Source organism: Nocardioides bigeumensis, from assembly GCF_039531755.1.
Taxonomy (GTDB): Bacteria; Actinomycetota; Actinomycetes; order Propionibacteriales; family Nocardioidaceae; genus Nocardioides; species Nocardioides bigeumensis.
In genome coordinates this window covers 327805-343310 of sequence record NZ_BAAAQQ010000012.1, presented here as the reverse complement: position 1 = coordinate 343310, position 15506 = coordinate 327805, and the positions used below count along the sequence as shown (strand labels likewise).

Sequence of the window (15506 nt, the reverse complement as noted above, 5' to 3'; positions counted from 1 at the left end):
CGGTCAGAAGGTGATCTCGTGGACGGCACTGGCCTCTCGCGAGGTGAAGCGCTCGTCGCACTGCACCTGAGCGGTGCCGGCCCGGTAGAAGAAGCCGGTGTTCTTGGTGCCGTTGTCGTCGTAGGTGTCGGTGTACCCGCCCCTGAAGATGCCCTGGGTCGGGTTGAGGACGGAGCACACCCACGGCCCCCGCATGTCGGTGGTCGTCACGACGACGAACGCGCAGGTCGCCTCCACGCAGGTGGTGGGGCCCTGGCCGCCGCAGGCCTGGATGCCGGCGGCGGGGTCGTCGCTGCACCGCTCCTTGGTCACCGTGATCACCGGAGGCGGCGGCACGGGCGTCGTGGTCTCCGCGGTGGCGCGATGGGTCCCCCGTTGCGGGTCGGCGTCCGCGATGTACACGTTGAGGCGTTCGGTCGTCTCCCAACCGACGTCCACCCACGCGCTGGCCACCGTCTGCACGTCGACGCCGAAGGCATCCACCCACTCGTTGCGCTGCGCGCTCTCGAAGTGCACGCCCACCCCGTTGCCGTTGCTGTCGACCGTCGCGACCCAGCGGACCTGGGAGCCGTTCTGCTCGGCCCGCACCTCGAGGATGTTCGCGCTGCTCAGCGGGCCATAGGTCTGCACCGGCGTCGGCTCGGACTGCGAGCACCGACCGAACTCGTTGCACAGGCGCAGCGCCACCGAGTGGCTACGGTCGTTGTCGGGGACGTTGATGAGCTCACCTTGACGGCCCCGCGCCTCGAACTCACGGACGACCGAGCCGTTGACCAGGATCGCCACCGTCGACTCGGTGCCCCGCGACTGGGGCACCGTGAGGTCGACCCACGCCTCGGCGTCCTTTCCGGTCGGCGCCACCGTCCAAGGACCCCAGGCGTCGGGCTTGCCGACGGCGTACCACTCCTTGACGGGGCCGTACTGCGGGAGGTCGCGGCCGATGCTCGAACCGACCTTGAACTCGTTGCGCCCACCGTCGTAGGTCACGCCCGGGACCGTGCAGAACGTCTGCTGGAGGGTCTCGCACCCTGCGATCGGCGAGCCGTTGCGCAGCACGCGGTAGAGCACCGGGCCAGGGCCGTTGGGAGGTACGGCGGGCCAGCTCACCGTGAGGGTGGCGGTCGACGCGGACGTGGGTGAGTCGTCGACCGTCGGCGCCGCGGGGAGGCCGACCGGGCCCTGTGACTGCAGCGCGCGGGACGTGCGCACCGGGCCGCGGCCCACGTCGTTCACGGCATAGACCTTGAACTGGTACTTCGTGTTGTTGTCTAGGCCGGTGATGGTCGCCTCCGGACGGCTCACCTGCCTGCTGAGGCCGGCGTACGCGACGACGTAGTGGTCGACGCTGGCGTCGCCCGAGGGCGGGTTCCACGCCAGCACGAGGGTGCGGTCGGCGACGCGTGTGTTGCGGATCGGGCCGACCAGGCCCGGCTTGGCGTCGGGCGTCACCGGGCGCGAGGAGTCGCTCCACCCGGAGAAGCCGACCGAGTTGTGGGCCCGCACCTGGAAGGTGTACTCGCGGCCGTTCGTCAGCCCCCTGACGTCACAGCCCGTGGAGGCGCAGCGCTGCGTGGGACCGCCCGACGCGCGGACCTCGTAGTAGTCGATCGGGGCGCCGTTGCTCATCGGCTCGGTCCAGGTCAGGGAGACCTGACGGCTGACCACGGAGCTGCCCGGCACCGGCGCCGACGGGGTCCCGGGCACGTCGAGCACGTCGAGCGCGATGCGCCCCTCCACCTGGCGGCCGGGACCGGTGTCGGCGCGGGCGACGTCGCTCATGAGCACGCGGAACTGCGCGGAGCCGGACACCCGCGGTCCGGTCGTGATGCGCACCACGCTGTCCGACAGGACCTCGATGTCGACGTCCAGGGACGTGATCTGCTCGGCCTCGAGGACGGTGGGCACGGGGTCGCCCACCCCGGCACGCAGGTAAGGGGCCAGGTCGACGACGCGACTCTCCCCCGAGCCCATGTCGGAGACCCGCACCGGGGACATGGACGGCGGCGGCCCGCCGGTGACCACGAAGCGAATCCGTCCCGGCGAGCTGCCGTCGGCGCTGACGGCGAGCACGGCAGGCGTGTTCCGCTGGGCACCCTGACCGGCCGTCACGCGGACGACGCCACCGTCGGGCTCGGCGCTCAGCCCGTCGATCGCGTCCACCCACTCGGCCTCGAAGGCGAGGGCGTCGGCGTCCTCCGGGTCCGCGGTCCAGACGTGGCAGTAGGAGGACACGGCGACCTCGACGGTCTCGCCCTGGGGGACCTCGATCGGCTGCTCCGGGCAGCGCAGGACGGGTCGGGTGCGCCCGACCTGGACGGGAATGGTCACCATCGTCGTGACCGCCTGCTCGTCGGACCCGACGGGCGCGTCCGTGGTGACCTCGGCGACGACGGCGCCGGGGCCGGCGTACCCCTCGGGGGCCTCGACGGTGAAGGAGCTGCGGCCGTCGGCTCCGACGGACACGCCCGTGCTGGGCGACGCGGTGACGCGGGCTGCTCTGGCCAACGAGACCGTGCCGCCGGCGGGGTCGGCGACGACGTCGGCGAGGCGGACCCGGGTCGAACCGCCCGGGTCGACCCGGACCAACGCGTCGTCGCGGACGAACGGCAGGTTGCTCCCGCGCGCGGGCACGTAGAGCGAGGCGGTGGCGGCGCCGCCGTCGCCGTCCTCTACCCGGAAGGGCACCACCATGGCCTCGTCGCCGCGGGTGATCGTGATGGTGCCGTCGGCGACCATCGCCTCGGGGACGCCCGGCGGCTCGAAGACCTCGGCGACGCGCAGGTCCTCGGCCGCACCGTCGGGGTCGTACGCCGTCTCGAGCACGTCGACCGAGACCGCGGCGGCGTCCTCGGCGGCGCCGAAGGCGTCGTAGACGATCGGCGGGTTGTTGAACCCACCGACGGTGCGCAGGGTGACAGTGGCCTGAGAGCTGTCGATGCCGTTGGTGAGCCGGTAGACCACGTCGACGTTGCGCCGTGCGGCGCCTCCAGCCCCCGCGGGGGCCTCGATCAGCAACGGCCCCGTCTCGGACTGCAGCCGCACGCCGGGCTGGTCGGGGTCGGCGAGCTCGACGGTGACCCGGTCGCCCCCGGCGACGAGGTCGTTGGCCATCACGTCGACCGTGGCCGTACGGCCGGGCGCGACGCTGACGCTGTCGGGCACCGCCAGCGGTGGCTGCGGCAGGCCGCCGGGGACGACCGCCACCCGGGCCGTGCCGGCCGCCGTCTGCCCGCCCGAGTCAACGACGAGGTAGGTGAACTCGTCGGTGCCGCCGCTGCCGGGGTAGGCCTGGTAGTCGATCGAGTTGGCGCCGTACCTGACGACCCGGCCCAGCTCGGGCGCGCTGGCGATGCCCAGCAGCGTCACCGCGTCGCCGTCCGGGTCGACGCCGACGCCGGGCAGCCTCAGCTTGACGGTGTCCCCGGCGATCGCCCGGCCCTCGAGCTGCGGCGGCTCCGGCGGCTGGTTGCGCCGCTCAGCCGGCACGACGGTGATCTCAACCCGGCCCGGCGAGGTCTGGCCCGCCTCGTTGACCGCGACGTAGCGGACCTGGAAGCTCGCGTCGTCCTGCACGACGCGCGGCGCGACGTAGCGCACCAGGCGGCCGCTGACGTACGCCGAGCCGGTGTCCCCCCTAGTGGCCGTGCCGTCCGGGTCGGCGGTGCGCAGCGTTCCGGACCCCTCCCCGGCGACGTGACCCACCAGGCGGAGCTGGTCGCCCGACGGGCTGAAGTCGTTGTCGAGCACGGGGACCGTGACGGCTGCCCCGGCCCGCACGGTGACCCGGTCGACCTGCGTGACCGGCGTGTTGTCGTCGGCCTCGGGACGCTGGCTCACGGTGATCTCGCCCTCGACACCGTCGGTGACGCCGTTGCTGACGACGTAGCGCACCACCTGCGGGTTGGGCCCGAGCGTGCCTTGGCGCGCCGAGACCCGGACCCACCTGCCCTGGACGACGGCCACGTCGAGCTGGTTGTCGACGAGCGGGTCGGCCCGTTGCACGACGAGCATGCCGCCGCCCGGGTCGACGTCGTTGGCCAGGACGTCGACCATCGTCGAGGCCTGCCCGAAGAGCGTCACCTGGTCCGGCATCGCGACCGGTTCGGGCGGCTTGCGCGACGGAGCACGCACGTCGACGCGGATCCGGCCGCCGGCGATGGGCGCGCTGCCGTACGCCGCGTCGTAGTCGAGCAGGAACGTGCGCGCGGTCCGGGAGCGGAAGGTGATGGTGCCCTCGACCAGGTCGGTGCGCACGTCGGCGCCGCCCACCGAGGCGACCTTGCCGGCCAGCTCGATCGTCGCCTCCGGCGTCAGCGGATCGGTGCCGGGCAGGTCGTTGCCCAGCGGCCGGATCGTGATCGGCTTGCCGGTCTCGCCGGAGACGATGTCGGGCTCGGCGACCGCCGCGATCGACTCGGTCGCGTCAGGATCCTGGACCCGGAGCTCCATCGTCCCGGTCACCGGCTCGCCGACGCCGTCGCCGACGGCGTACTCCACCTGGACCACGCCCCCCTCGGCCGGCGCGGTGAAGCGGATCCTGCCGGAGCCCGTGGTGCGGGCCACCGCACCGGACTCCCGGCCGCCGACCGCCTGCGCGGACGTCAGCGCGAGCGGGTCGCCGTCGCGCGGGTCACGCCAGTCGGGGAGCACCGGTACGTCGAGGGTGCCGCCGGCCGCGACCACCCACTCGCGGGGCTTGAACCCGGGTCGCACCCCCGGCTGGCCGTTCGCCGGCAGGTCGCGGGCGCGGACCGTCACGGTGGCCTGGTCGGAGACGTCTTCTCGGCCGTCGTCGACGACGTAGTCGAAGGTCGTGGAGCCGGTGGCGTCGGCAGGCAGCTGCACCTGGACGGTCTGGCCGTCGGGCCCGATCGACAGCGTCCCGGGACCCGACACCTGCCCCAGCGAGCGGATCGCAAGGATCCGGCCCGAGGGCGCGGTGTCGTTGTCCAGCGGGTGCAGGACCGTCGTGCGGCCGGGACGGGCGCCGAGCTCGTCGGGCTTGGCCTTGGGCGGCTGCCGGTCGCCCTCGTCGTGGTTCTCCTGCTCCTGCTCGTCGTCCTCCTTGGTGACGTCGGTCCGGAACGCCTCCCAGTCGTCGATGCGGGCCGGTGCGTCGGAGTCGAGGTCCCACACGGCACCGCTGGTCCGGTCGTTGAGCAGGATCTGGCCGCGGTTGACGCGGAACACGAGGTCGGTGGCGTCCGTGCTGAGGACGGAGACGCGCGGCTGGTCGGGCGCGCAGACCGTCACGACGGCACCCCGGCCGCCCGACCAGGCGGCGTACTCGCACGCCCCGAGCCGGACCGGCGCGGTCGGCCGGCCGCTGAGGTCCTCTGCGAGGGCGGTCGCGTCGCCGGTCTCCAGGTCGACCTCGAGCAGCTCGCTCCCGGTCGCGACGAGGACGGAGTCGGCGGCGGGTCCGGGCTGCTGGAGGACGGAGCCGGGCGGCAGGGCGGCGGAGCCGCCGTCGGGCACCAGCAGGTCGCCGGTCTCGGGGTCGAGCAGCACGGCCCGCTCCCCCACCGCGGTGAGCTGCGTGGTCGGCCCCAGGTCGAGGGTCAGGTCCTGGCTGGTCTCCTCGGCGAAGCCCGTGCCCCGGGCCGGCAACCGGAGAAGACGGTCCTCGGCGCCGGACGCGACCAGCACGTCACCACGCGCGGTCACGGTGAGGGCGGCGTCGTCGCCGGCGGTCGCCCGCGGTTCGCTGCCCTCGGCCAGCGGCACCACCGAGGCCCGGCCGAGGTCGGGATCGAACCGTTGCGCCCACACCCGCCCGTCGTCCGGGTCGGCCACCGCCACGGTCCCCCCGGCCATCACGACCAGGGCGCCCGGCGCGACCGCCGCCTCCTCGCCCTCCAGTGGCTGCACGGTGGCCGGGTCGACGCTGCTCAGCAGGTTGTCGGTCAGGTTGACCGCGACGACCCCCGCGCCCTGCTGCACGATGTCGAGGTTGTCCTCGACGTCGGCGGCCATCACGCCGTCGGTCTGGCCGATGGGCTTGTTCATCCGGCCGAAGAAGCCGTCGGCGTTGCTGGTGACCCAGATGCCGCCGTCGTTGAGCTCGGCTCGGTGCGACTGGTACCCGTCGGCGGAGACGGCGTACGCCACGACGGTGCCGACGGTCAGGACCAGCGCGAGGTTGGCAGCGATCGCGGCGCGATGCCGACTGACCCACGTGCGCATGCTCACCCCGAAGCCTCGTATGCCCCCGCGAGGGTAGGCAGGTCTGTGGGACCGGTCCAAATCATGGGTACCCGCCAAATCTCTGCCCGTTCACCGGGTCAGTGAAACCATGGACCGGCAGGGTTCCGCTGACGAACTGTTCTCGGGGAGGGGTGACGGGTGGAGGTCGAGGTCCGGTACGCCGCCTCCAGCAGCACCCTCCTCGGCAGCGGCGCCCGGTGGCTGCTGATCGAGGGGACGCCGACTCCAGAGCAGGGCGACGCGGTCTCGGGACTCCTCGGGCGACCGGGTCCCGTCCTTGACGCGCTCATCGACCTGCTCGTCCAGCAGCACCCCGACGGGCTGCCTTCGCTCGCCGCCGTCGACCTGACGCCAGACCCGGGTTCTGCCACCTTCGTGACCCGGGGGTCCGGGCGGGTCGACGAGGAAGGCGACGGGGCCGCGCTCTCGCTCGGAGGCGAGACCGTGCGCGTCCGTCCACTCCGATCGTCGAGCAACGAGCCGGACCGGTGGTCGAGCAGCGAGCGCAGCGAGCGCAGCGAGCGGATAGTCGACACCACCCGCCACCTGATCGACGCAATCCCCGCCCACATCCTGGCCGCCGGCGCGCCCGACCGGGAGTCCGACGCCGGCCGGCTGGCCCGCGCCCTGGACTCCACGCCCCGCTCGGCGGCGACCGAGGACCCCGTCATCACCACCGAGTCGCCCGGCGACCCCGACCACGACGGCGACCACGACGGGCAGACCAGCTTCCGCCCCGCTGTCGTCCGGCTCTCGGGCCAGGCCCCGCCGGGTGAGACCGACACGGACGGGGACGAGACCGACGAGGACGGCCGCACCGTGCGCAGCGTCGCCCGGCACCTGCGGCCCCCGACGAGCGAGACGGTGCTCGCCGTCAACTGCCCCGACGGCCACCTCACCGCGGCGTACGCCCCCGACTGCCGCGTCTGCCACCAGCCGGTGCCGACGCAGGACCCGCGGCGGGTGCCGCGCCCGCGGCTCGGCGTCCTCGCGCTGCCGACGGGAGAAGTCGTCCCGCTGGACCGCGGCGTCGTGCTGGGCCGCAAACCGCGGGCCGTGGCGGGCGGCGAGCCCTACCCTCACCTGGTGCACCTGCCGGCGGAGTCGACGTACCTCTCGCGGCTGCACCTCCAGATCGAGCTCGACGGCTGGCTCGTGCTCGCGCGCGACCTGGGGGCGGCGGGCGGCACCCGGCTGCACGTGCCCGGCCGCGACCCCGAGCAGCTGCGCGCGCAGGAGGCCTACGTGCTCGAGGACGGTCACAAGCTCGACCTGGCCGACGTCTACCCCGTCACCTTCCACGTCTCGCAGGCGAGCGGCTGAAACGGGTGAGCGCACCCACCATCTCGGGCTACACGTTCGTCGAGCACCTCGGCAGCGGGGGCTTCGCCGACGTCTTCTGCTACGAGCAGCAGTGGCCCCAGCAGAAGGTCGCCATCAAGGTCGTCCGCGCCGTCAACGACAAGGGGGCCCTCAACGAGCGCGAGCGGTCGCTCTTCACCTCCGAGGCCAACGCGATGGCCCGGCTCGGCGACCACCCCAACATCGTGCCGGTGCTGACCGCGGGCGTGACCGACGACGGCCGCCCCTTCCTGGTGATGCGCTACTGCCCGCCACCCGACCTCGGCGCACGCGTCCGGCACAGCCCGCTCTCCGTCGCCGACGCGATCAGCACCGGCATCAAGCTGGCGAGCGCGATCGAGACCGCGCACCGGGCGGGCATGGTGCACCGCGACATCAAGCCGAGCAACGTGCTGGTCACCAGCTATCACGAGCCCGCCCTGACCGACTTCGGCATCGCCGGGAGGCTCCAGGAGGTCGCCGCCGAGGACGAGGTGCGCATCTCCTACCCGTGGTCGGCCCCGGAGATGCTCGACGGCCGCTCCAACGGCTCGATCGCCTCCGACGTCTACTCCCTCGGCGCCACGATCTGGCACCTCCTGGTGGGCCGCTCGCCGTTCTCGATCACCGGCGGCGACAACTCCGCTCGGGCGTTGAGCGCGCGGATCCTGCACGCCGCCCCGCCGCCCACACAGCGCCCCGACGTCCCGCCGGCGCTCGACCGGCTGCTCCAGCAGGCGATGGCCAAGCAGCCCGGCCACCGCCCCGAGACCGCCCTCGACCTGGCGCGCACGCTGCAGCGCCTCGAGGCGGCCGCCGGCTTCCCGCGCACCCAGATCGCGGTCGAGGGCGACCGGGCGCCGGTCGCGGTCGCCCGCCGGCGGGACGACGGGCCGGACGGGCCGGACCTCGACCTCACCCAGGTCAAGCCGGTGAGCGTCGTCTCCGCGTCGGGACCGCGGGCGGTGGCCCCCGCCGGTGCACCCGACGCTCACGAACCGTTGCCACCCGTACGCCGCTCGCTGCTCGTCTGGGCGGGCATCGCGGTGGCGGTGGCGGCCGCCGTCGTGATCGGGCTGCTGGTGACCGGCCGCGACCCGTCCGACCGCGAGCCCTTCACCGAGCTGACCGTCACCCCCACCCCCGACGACGTCGCGCCGGAGGCTCCCGACGGGCCGCCCGTCCTCGACGGGCGCCGCACCCGGCAGGGGGTGGTGTTCACGTGGGCGGGTCCCGATGCGGGACAGCCCGGTGACTCCTGGCAGTGGCAGCGCCCTGACACCGGTGAGAGCGAGCGCACCGACGACACCCGCCTGCTGATCACCGGGCCCGAGGCCCAGGAGTCGGTCTGTCTCCAGGTGCGGCTGATCCGCGGCTCCTTCGCCTCGGAGTGGGCGCAGGCCTGCGTCGACGAGCAGGCCGGCTGACGTGCGGCGCTGGGCGGTGGCGGTTCGGTCGACGCGCCCGACCCACGGGCCGAAGAGAACGATTGGTCAGGAACCGCAGATCTGGGGTCGGTTTCCTTGCAGTTCCTGACCAAACCTGACTCCCAGGTGAGGTTTGGTCACTAACCGCAGGTCCGCGCGCGGGCGGAGGGCGGTCCGAGCTTGCGAGGCCCGCTATCGCCCGGACCAGTCCAGCCCGCAACACCGACCCGAAGAGAGTCAGGCGTTGTCGGTCCGGGTCTCCGAAGAGGACGCCTCCGACCCAGAGCCCGACTCGTCGGCCTTGCGCGAGCGCGCCTCGGCGGGCGTCTCGCGCACGATGCCCTTGGCCCGGTCGCGGCGGTCCTTGGCGAAGCTGGCCACCGCGGTCACCGCGAGGGTGCCGACGATGACGACCAGCGACAACCAGATCGGGATCTCCGGGGCCCACTTGATGTGCTCGCCACCGTTGATGAAGGGCAGCTCGTTCTCGTGCATCGCGTGCAGCACCAGCTTCACGCCGATGAACAGCAACAGGAAGGCCAGCCCGTAGGACAGGTAGACCAACCGCTGCAACAGGTCACCGATCAGGAAGTAGAGCTGCCGCAGACCCATCAGCGCGAACACGTTCGCGGTGAAGACCAGGTAGGGCTCCTTGGTCAGCCCGTAGATCGCCGGGATCGAGTCCAGCGCGAACAGCAAGTCGGTCATGCCCAGCGACAGCACCACGATGAACATCGGGGTCAACAGCCGCTTGCCGTTCTCGTGGACGAACAGCTTCACGCCGTTCCACTCGTCGGCGACCGGGAAGTGCCGCTTCACGTACGACACGACCCGCGGCTCGTCGTAGCCGCCGTCCTCGTCATCGTCCATGCCCTCCCGGGCCAGCTGCACCGCGGTGAAGATCAGGAACGCGCCGAAGAGGTAGAACACCCAGCTGAAGTTGTTGATCGCTGCCGCACCCACCGCGATGAACATGCCCCGCATCACCAGCGCGATCACGATGCCGACGAGCAGCGCGGTCTGCTGGTACTCCCGGGGCACCGCCAGCTTGGTCATGATGATGATGAAGATGAACAGGTTGTCGATCGAGAGCGAGTACTCCGTCAGCCAGCCCGCGAAGAACTCACCGCCGTACTGCCCGCCGTACTGCCACCACACCCACAGCCCGAACACCACCGCGAGCCCGATGTAGCCGGCCAGGTGGCGTGCCGACTCGGCCGTCGTGGGCTCGTGCGGACGGCGACCGATGATGAAGACGTCGAAGAGCAGGACGCCGACCGTGATGGCCACCGTCGTCCACCAGAGCCAGGCTTCAACGTGCACCGAGGAGTCCTTCGTGTCGGGGAGCGGGGGCCCGGCCCATCGCACGGGCAGGCTCGACCAGCTCCAACCTATCGGCCACCGAAAGGCACACCCAGCGCAGCCAGCTGCGTCTCACCGCCGTCGAGGGCGGTCAGCACCCACGCCCCGTCCGGCGTGAGGGTGAACGTGTGCTCGAAGTGCGCGGCCCAGGAGCCGTCGGCGGTGACCACGGTCCAGTCGTCGTCGAGGACCTCGACGTCGGGGCTGCCCAGCGTGACCATCGGCTCCACGGCGAGGGCCAGGCCCTGCACGAGCTTGGGCCCGCGACCGGCTGCGCCGTAGTTGGGCACGTTGGGCGGCTGGTGCATGGCCGAGCCGATGCCGTGGCCGACGTAGTCCTCGAGGATGCCGAAGGACCTCCCGTGTCCGGCGTGGCTGCGGACGTGCTTCTCGACCGCGTGCGAGATGTCGGTGACGCGACCGCCGAGGCGCGCGGCGGCGATGCCGTGCCAGAGTGCTTCCTCGGTGACCCGCATCAGCTCGGTGACCTCGGCCGGCACCGCGCCGACGGCCACCGTGACGGCCGCGTCGCCGTGCCACCCGTCGACGATGGCGCCGCAGTCGAGGGACACGACGTCGCCCTCGGCGAGGACTCGCTCCCCGGGGATCCCGTGCACGACCTCGTCGTTCACCGAGGCGCAGATCGAACCGGGGAACCCGTGGTAGCCCAGGAAGGACGGAGTCGCTCCGGCGGACCGGATGTGGTCCTCGGCGATGCCGTCGAGCTCGGCGGTGGAGACGCCGGGGCGTACGGCGGCGCGCAGCACCTCCAGGGCACCGCCGACCACCAGGCCGGCCCGTCGCATCGCCGCGATCTGCTCCGGCTTCTTGATCTCGATCCCGCGGTCGCGCAGGCCCATCGGTCTGCCCAGTCCCTCGGGGTCAGCTCTCGGCGATGCCGGCGAGCGCGTTGAGGATGCGACCCGTGACCTCGTCGACCTCACCCATGCCGTCGACCTCGAGCAGCAGGCCGCGGTCGCGGTAGACCTCGATGAGGGGTGCGGTCTGCTCGGCGTAGAGCTCCTGGCGCCGGCGGATCACGTCCTCGGTGTCGTCGGCGCGGCCCTCGGACTCCGCCCGCTGCAGGAGCCGCTGCACGATCTCGTCACCGTCCACGGTCAGCGAGACGACCGCGTCGAGCCGGTGCCCGGTGAAGCGGATCATCCCGTCGAGCTCCTCGACCTGGGCGAGGGTGCGCGGGTAGCCGTCGAGCAGGAAGCCCCGCTCGGCGTCGGGCTCGTCGATGCGGTTGCGCACCATGCGGTTGGTGACCTCGTCGGGGACGTACTCCCCGGCGTCCATGTAGCGCTGGGCCTCCCGTCCGAGCTCGGTGCCCTGGGAGACGTTGATGCGGAAGATGTCTCCGGTGGAGATGGCCGGGATGGAGTACTTCTCGGCCACGAACTTGGCTTGGGTGCCCTTGCCGGCCCCGGGGGGGCCCATGAAGATGAGTCTCATTAGCGCAAGAAACCTTCGTAGTTGCGCTGCTGGAGCTGGGACTCGATCTGCTTCACCGTGTCGAGCGCGACACCCACCATGATCAGGATGGAGGTTCCGCCGAAGGGGAAGTTCTGGTTGGCGTTGATCACCGCGAAGGCGATGAGCGGGATCAGCGAGATCAGACCGAGGTACAGGGCGCCGGGCAGCGTGATGCGGGACAGGACGTAGGACAGGTAGTCCTCGGTCGGCTTGCCCGCCCGGATCCCGGGGATGAAGCCGCCGTACTTCTTCATGTTGTCCGCGACCTCTTGCGGGTTGAAGGTGATCGAGACGTAGAAGTACGTGAAGAAGATGATGAGGGCGAAGTAGATCGCCATGTAGAGCGGGTGGTCGCCACCCACCATGTAGTCGTTGAGCCAGCGGACGATGGTGGAGTCGCTGGTGGTGTTGAACTGGACCGCCATCGCCGGCAGGTAGAGCAGCGAGGACGCGAAGATGACCGGGATGATGCCGGCCTGGTTGACCTTGAGCGGGATGTAGGTGGAGGAACCGCCGAACATCTTGCGGCCCACCATCCGGCGGGCGTACTGCACCGGGATGCGGCGCTGGGCCTGCTCGATGAAGATGACCGCCGCGATGATGATCAGGCCGATCACCAGCACGATGCCGAAGACCCACGGGCCCTGCGACTTCTGCACGTCCCACAGCGAGGCCGGGAACGTCGCGACCACCTGGGTGAAGATCAGGATCGACATGCCGTTGCCGACGCCGCGGTCGGTGATCAGCTCGCCGAGCCACATGATCACGGCGGTGCCCGCGGTCATGGTGATGACCATGACCAGGAAGGTCCCGGTGCCGTCGCTGTGCAGGAGGTCCTGGGTGCAGCCTTGGAGCAGCTGGCCGGAGCGGGCCAGGGCGACGATGCCGGTGGCCTGCAGGACCGCGAGGCCGAGGGTGAGGTAGCGGGTGTACTGGGTGATCTTGGCCTGACCGGCCTGCCCCTCCTTCTTGAGGGACTCCAGCCGCGGGATCACCACCACCAGCAGCTGCAAGATGATGCTCGCGGTGATGTAAGGCATGATCCCCAGCGCGAAGATCGTGAGCTGGAGCAGCGCACCGCCCGAGAACAGGTTGATCAGGCTGTAGAGGCCGCCGTCGTCGAGCTGGTCGAGGCAGGACTGCACGTTCGACACGTTGACCCCGGGCGCGGGCACCTGCGAGCCCAGCCGGAAGATCACGATGATGAAGAGCACGAACAGCAACTTGCGTCGCAGGTCCGGCGTCCGGAATGCGTTGACGAACGCGCTCAGCACGAGGGTCCTCTTTCTTGCGCGGGTGTGGATCGGGCCGGACCCGTCGGCGGGAGTTCCACCTGCGGTCCGGCCCGACCTCCGAGACTAGACGAAAGCCCCCCCACATCGAGATGTGCGGGTGGCGTACGTGGGGCACGCACGCTCAGGCCCCTGTGTCAGCGGACGGCGACGGAGCCGCCGGCGGCCTCGATCTTCTCCTTCGCCGAGCCGGAGAACGCGTGGGCGCTCACCTGGACGGCGACGGAGATCTCACCCTGGCCGAGGACCTTGACGGGCTGGTTCTTGCGGACCGCGCCCTTCGCCACGAGCGAGTCGACGGTGACCTCGCCGCCCTCGGGGAACAGCTCACCGAGCCGGTCGAGGTTGACGACCTGGAACTCCACCTTGAAGGGGTTCTTGAACCCCTTGAGCTTGGGCAGCCGCATGTGGATCGGCATCTGGCCACCCTCGAAGGCGGCCGGGACCTGGTTGCGAGCCTTGGTGCCCTTGGTACCGCGACCCGCCGTCTTGCCCTTCGAGCCCTCACCGCGACCCACACGGGTCTTCGCGGTCTTGGCACCCGGAGCCGGACGCAGGTGGTGCAGCTTCAACGTCATCTCAATCAACTTCCTCGACAGTCACGAGGTGACGGACCGTGTGGACCATGCCCCGGATCTCGGGGCGGTCCTCCTTGACGACCACGTCACCGATGCGCTTGAGACCGAGCGAGCGCAGGGTCTCGCGCTGGTTGGCCTTGCAGCCGATGGTGGACTTCTTCTGCTGGACCTTGAGCTGCGCCATCAGGACGCACCACCCGCAGCGGCGGCGGCAACCGCCTCGGCCCGGCCCGCGGCCTTGGCCTCGAGCAGCTTGCGCGGCGCGACGTCCTCGACCGGCAGCCCGCGACGCGCAGCGACCGCCTCCGGCTCCTCCAGCATCCGCAGCGCCGCAACGGTCGCGTGCACGATGTTGATCTGGTTCGACGAGCCGAGCGACTTGCTCAGCACGTCGTGGATGCCGGCGCACTCGAGCACGGCACGCACCGGACCGCCGGCGATGACACCGGTACCGGGAGCCGCCGGGCGCAGCATGACCACGCCGGCAGCCTTCTCGCCCTGGACGGGGTGCGGGATGGTCCCCTGGACCCGGGGCACCCGGAAGAAGGCCTTCTTGGCCTCCTCGACACCCTTGGCGATCGCCGCGGGCACCTCCTTGGCCTTGCCGTAGCCGACGCCGACCAGGCCGTCGCCGTCGCCGACGATCACCAGGGCGGTGAAGCTGAAGCGACGACCACCCTTGACGACCTTGGCGACGCGGTTGATCGCGACGACGCGCTCGAGGTAGGCGCTCTTCTCAGCTCCGCCGCGGCCTCCGTCGCGTCCGCGACGATCGCCTCCGGCGCGCTCGCCTCCGCGCTGTCCGCGCTGGGGTCCGCTCATCAGAATCTCTCCCTTAGTCTTTCGGTCTCGATCGCCACTGTCAGAAGGTCAGCCCACCCTCGCGGGCAGCGTCCGCGAGGGCCGCGATGCGACCGTGGTACTTGTTGCCGGCGCGGTCGAAGACGACCGTCTCCACACCAGCGGCCTTGGCGCGCTCGGCCACGAGCTCGCCGACCTTGGTGGCCTTGGCGGTCTTGTCGCCGGAGACGGCCCGGACGTCGGCCTCCATCGTCGAGGCCCAGGCCAGCGTGTGCCCGGCCAGGTCGTCGACGACCTGGACCGAGATGTGCTTGGCCGAGCGGGTGACGACCAGGCGCGGTCGCGCCGGGGTGCCGGAGATCTTCTTGCGACCCCGGACCTGGCGGCGCAGCCGCGAACGGACACGTCCTGCGGTGTGCTTGTGGTGCTTGAGCGAGATGCCCATCGTCACTTACCAGCCTTTCCGACCTTGCGGCGGATGTGCTCGCCGGCGTAACGGACGCCCTTGCCCTTGTAGGGCTCGGGCTTGCGCAGCTTGCGGATCTTGGCCGCGGTCTCGCCGACCAGCTGCTTGTCGATGCCCACCACCGCGAGCCGGGTGGGGCCCTCCGTGGTGAAGGTGATGCCCTCGGGGGCGTCGAAGGTGATCGAGTGGGAGTACCCGAGCTGGAACTCCAGCTGGGTCGGGCCCTTGGGCAGCACGCGGTAGCCGACGCCCACGATCTCGAGCTTCTTCTCGTAGCCCTCGGTGACGCCCACGACCATGTTGTTGATCAGGGTGCGGCTCAGCCCGTGCAGGGCCTTGCTCACGCGCTCGTCGTCGGGGCGCTTGACGTCGAGGACGCCGTCGTCCCCCTTCGCCACGGTGATCGGGGCGGCCACGGTGTGCGACAGGGTGCCCTTGGGGCCCTTGACGGTCACCAGCGCGCCGTCGATCGCCACGTCCACTCCGGACGGGACCGGGACGGGGAGCTTGCCAATACGCGACATTGTTGTTTACTCCTTCGCTGGTCTCGTCG

Annotated in this window: 12 protein-coding genes; 2 read left to right on the top strand and 10 right to left on the bottom strand. The window is 71.3% G+C overall.

Going from position 1 to position 15506, the window contains the following annotated elements; genetic code table 11:
* Positions 1-3: 3 nt before the first annotated feature.
* Positions 4-6186 (bottom strand): Ig-like domain-containing protein, encoded by a 6183-nt coding sequence (locus ABD295_RS14160; protein WP_344304439.1) that lies wholly within the window; start codon positions 6184-6186, stop codon positions 4-6.
* Positions 6187-6345: 159 nt separating this feature from the next.
* Here ABD295_RS14160 and ABD295_RS14155 point away from each other — a divergent pair, with 159 nt between their 5' ends.
* Positions 6346-7530 carry an FHA domain-containing protein gene (locus ABD295_RS14155; protein ID WP_344304406.1) on the top strand — a complete coding sequence of 395 codons (1185 nt, stop codon included), beginning with the start codon at positions 6346-6348 and terminating at the stop codon, positions 7528-7530.
* Between the two features lie 5 nt (positions 7531-7535).
* Complete coding sequence (locus tag ABD295_RS14150; protein ID WP_344304405.1) at positions 7536-8975, top strand: serine/threonine-protein kinase; 1440 nt, start codon at positions 7536-7538, stop codon at positions 8973-8975.
* 237 nt (positions 8976-9212) lie between these two features.
* Here the strand turns inward: ABD295_RS14150 and ABD295_RS14145 are convergent, their stop codons facing one another.
* The 9 genes from ABD295_RS14145 to rplF all read right to left on the bottom strand — a co-directional run bounded on the left by ABD295_RS14145 (position 9213) and on the right by rplF (position 15477).
* Complete coding sequence (locus ABD295_RS14145) at positions 9213-10298, bottom strand: TerC family protein (RefSeq protein WP_344304404.1); 1086 nt, start codon at positions 10296-10298, stop codon at positions 9213-9215.
* Between the two features lie 68 nt (positions 10299-10366).
* Positions 10367-11197, bottom strand: a complete 831-nt coding sequence (gene map / locus ABD295_RS14140; RefSeq protein WP_344304403.1) for a type I methionyl aminopeptidase — start codon at positions 11195-11197, stop codon at positions 10367-10369.
* Between the two features lie 22 nt (positions 11198-11219).
* Positions 11220-11795, bottom strand: coding sequence for an adenylate kinase (locus ABD295_RS14135; protein WP_344304402.1), 576 nt, complete (start codon positions 11793-11795; stop codon positions 11220-11222).
* Entirely contained in the window at positions 11795-13090 is a 1296-nt protein-coding gene (secY, locus tag ABD295_RS14130; protein WP_344304401.1) for a preprotein translocase subunit SecY, read from the bottom strand. Before secY ends, ABD295_RS14135 begins: the two co-directional genes overlap by 1 nt.
* A 155-nt stretch (positions 13091-13245) precedes the next feature.
* Positions 13246-13686: a 50S ribosomal protein L15 gene (gene rplO, locus ABD295_RS14125; RefSeq protein WP_344304400.1), complete on the bottom strand. Its 441-nt coding sequence runs from the start codon at positions 13684-13686 to the stop codon at positions 13246-13248.
* 1 nt (position 13687) lies between these two features.
* Complete coding sequence (gene rpmD, locus ABD295_RS14120) at positions 13688-13870, bottom strand: 50S ribosomal protein L30 (RefSeq protein WP_344304399.1); 183 nt, start codon at positions 13868-13870, stop codon at positions 13688-13690.
* Positions 13870-14508 carry a 30S ribosomal protein S5 gene (rpsE, locus tag ABD295_RS14115; protein ID WP_344304398.1) on the bottom strand — a complete coding sequence of 213 codons (639 nt, stop codon included), beginning with the start codon at positions 14506-14508 and terminating at the stop codon, positions 13870-13872. Before rpsE ends, rpmD begins: the two co-directional genes overlap by 1 nt.
* 40 nt (positions 14509-14548) lie before the next feature.
* Positions 14549-14932, bottom strand: coding sequence for a 50S ribosomal protein L18 (gene rplR / locus ABD295_RS14110; protein WP_344304437.1), 384 nt, complete (start codon positions 14930-14932; stop codon positions 14549-14551).
* Between the two features lie 2 nt (positions 14933-14934).
* Positions 14935-15477, bottom strand: coding sequence for a 50S ribosomal protein L6 (gene rplF / locus ABD295_RS14105; RefSeq protein WP_344304397.1), 543 nt, complete (start codon positions 15475-15477; stop codon positions 14935-14937).
* Positions 15478-15506 lie beyond the last annotated feature (29 nt).

What these genes read in the sequence shown, in the direction of transcription:
- rpsE (WP_344304398.1), bottom strand. Translation starts at nt 14,508, where the DNA reads ATGAGCGGACCCCAGCGCGGACAGCGCGGAGGCGAGCGCGCCGGAGGC.
- rplF (WP_344304397.1), bottom strand. Translation starts at nt 15,477, where the DNA reads ATGTCGCGTATTGGCAAGCTCCCCGTCCCGGTCCCGTCCGGAGTGGAC.
- rplO (WP_344304400.1), bottom strand. Translation starts at nt 13,686, where the DNA reads ATGACGTTGAAGCTGCACCACCTGCGTCCGGCTCCGGGTGCCAAGACC.
- ABD295_RS14135 (WP_344304402.1), bottom strand. Translation starts at nt 11,795, where the DNA reads ATGAGACTCATCTTCATGGGCCCCCCCGGGGCCGGCAAGGGCACCCAA.
- rpmD (WP_344304399.1), bottom strand. Translation starts at nt 13,870, where the DNA reads ATGGCGCAGCTCAAGGTCCAGCAGAAGAAGTCCACCATCGGCTGCAAG.
- map (WP_344304403.1), bottom strand. Translation starts at nt 11,197, where the DNA reads ATGGGCCTGCGCGACCGCGGGATCGAGATCAAGAAGCCGGAGCAGATC.
- ABD295_RS14160 (WP_344304439.1), bottom strand. Translation starts at nt 6,186, where the DNA reads ATGCGCACGTGGGTCAGTCGGCATCGCGCCGCGATCGCTGCCAACCTC.
- rplR (WP_344304437.1), bottom strand. Translation starts at nt 14,932, where the DNA reads ATGGGCATCTCGCTCAAGCACCACAAGCACACCGCAGGACGTGTCCGT.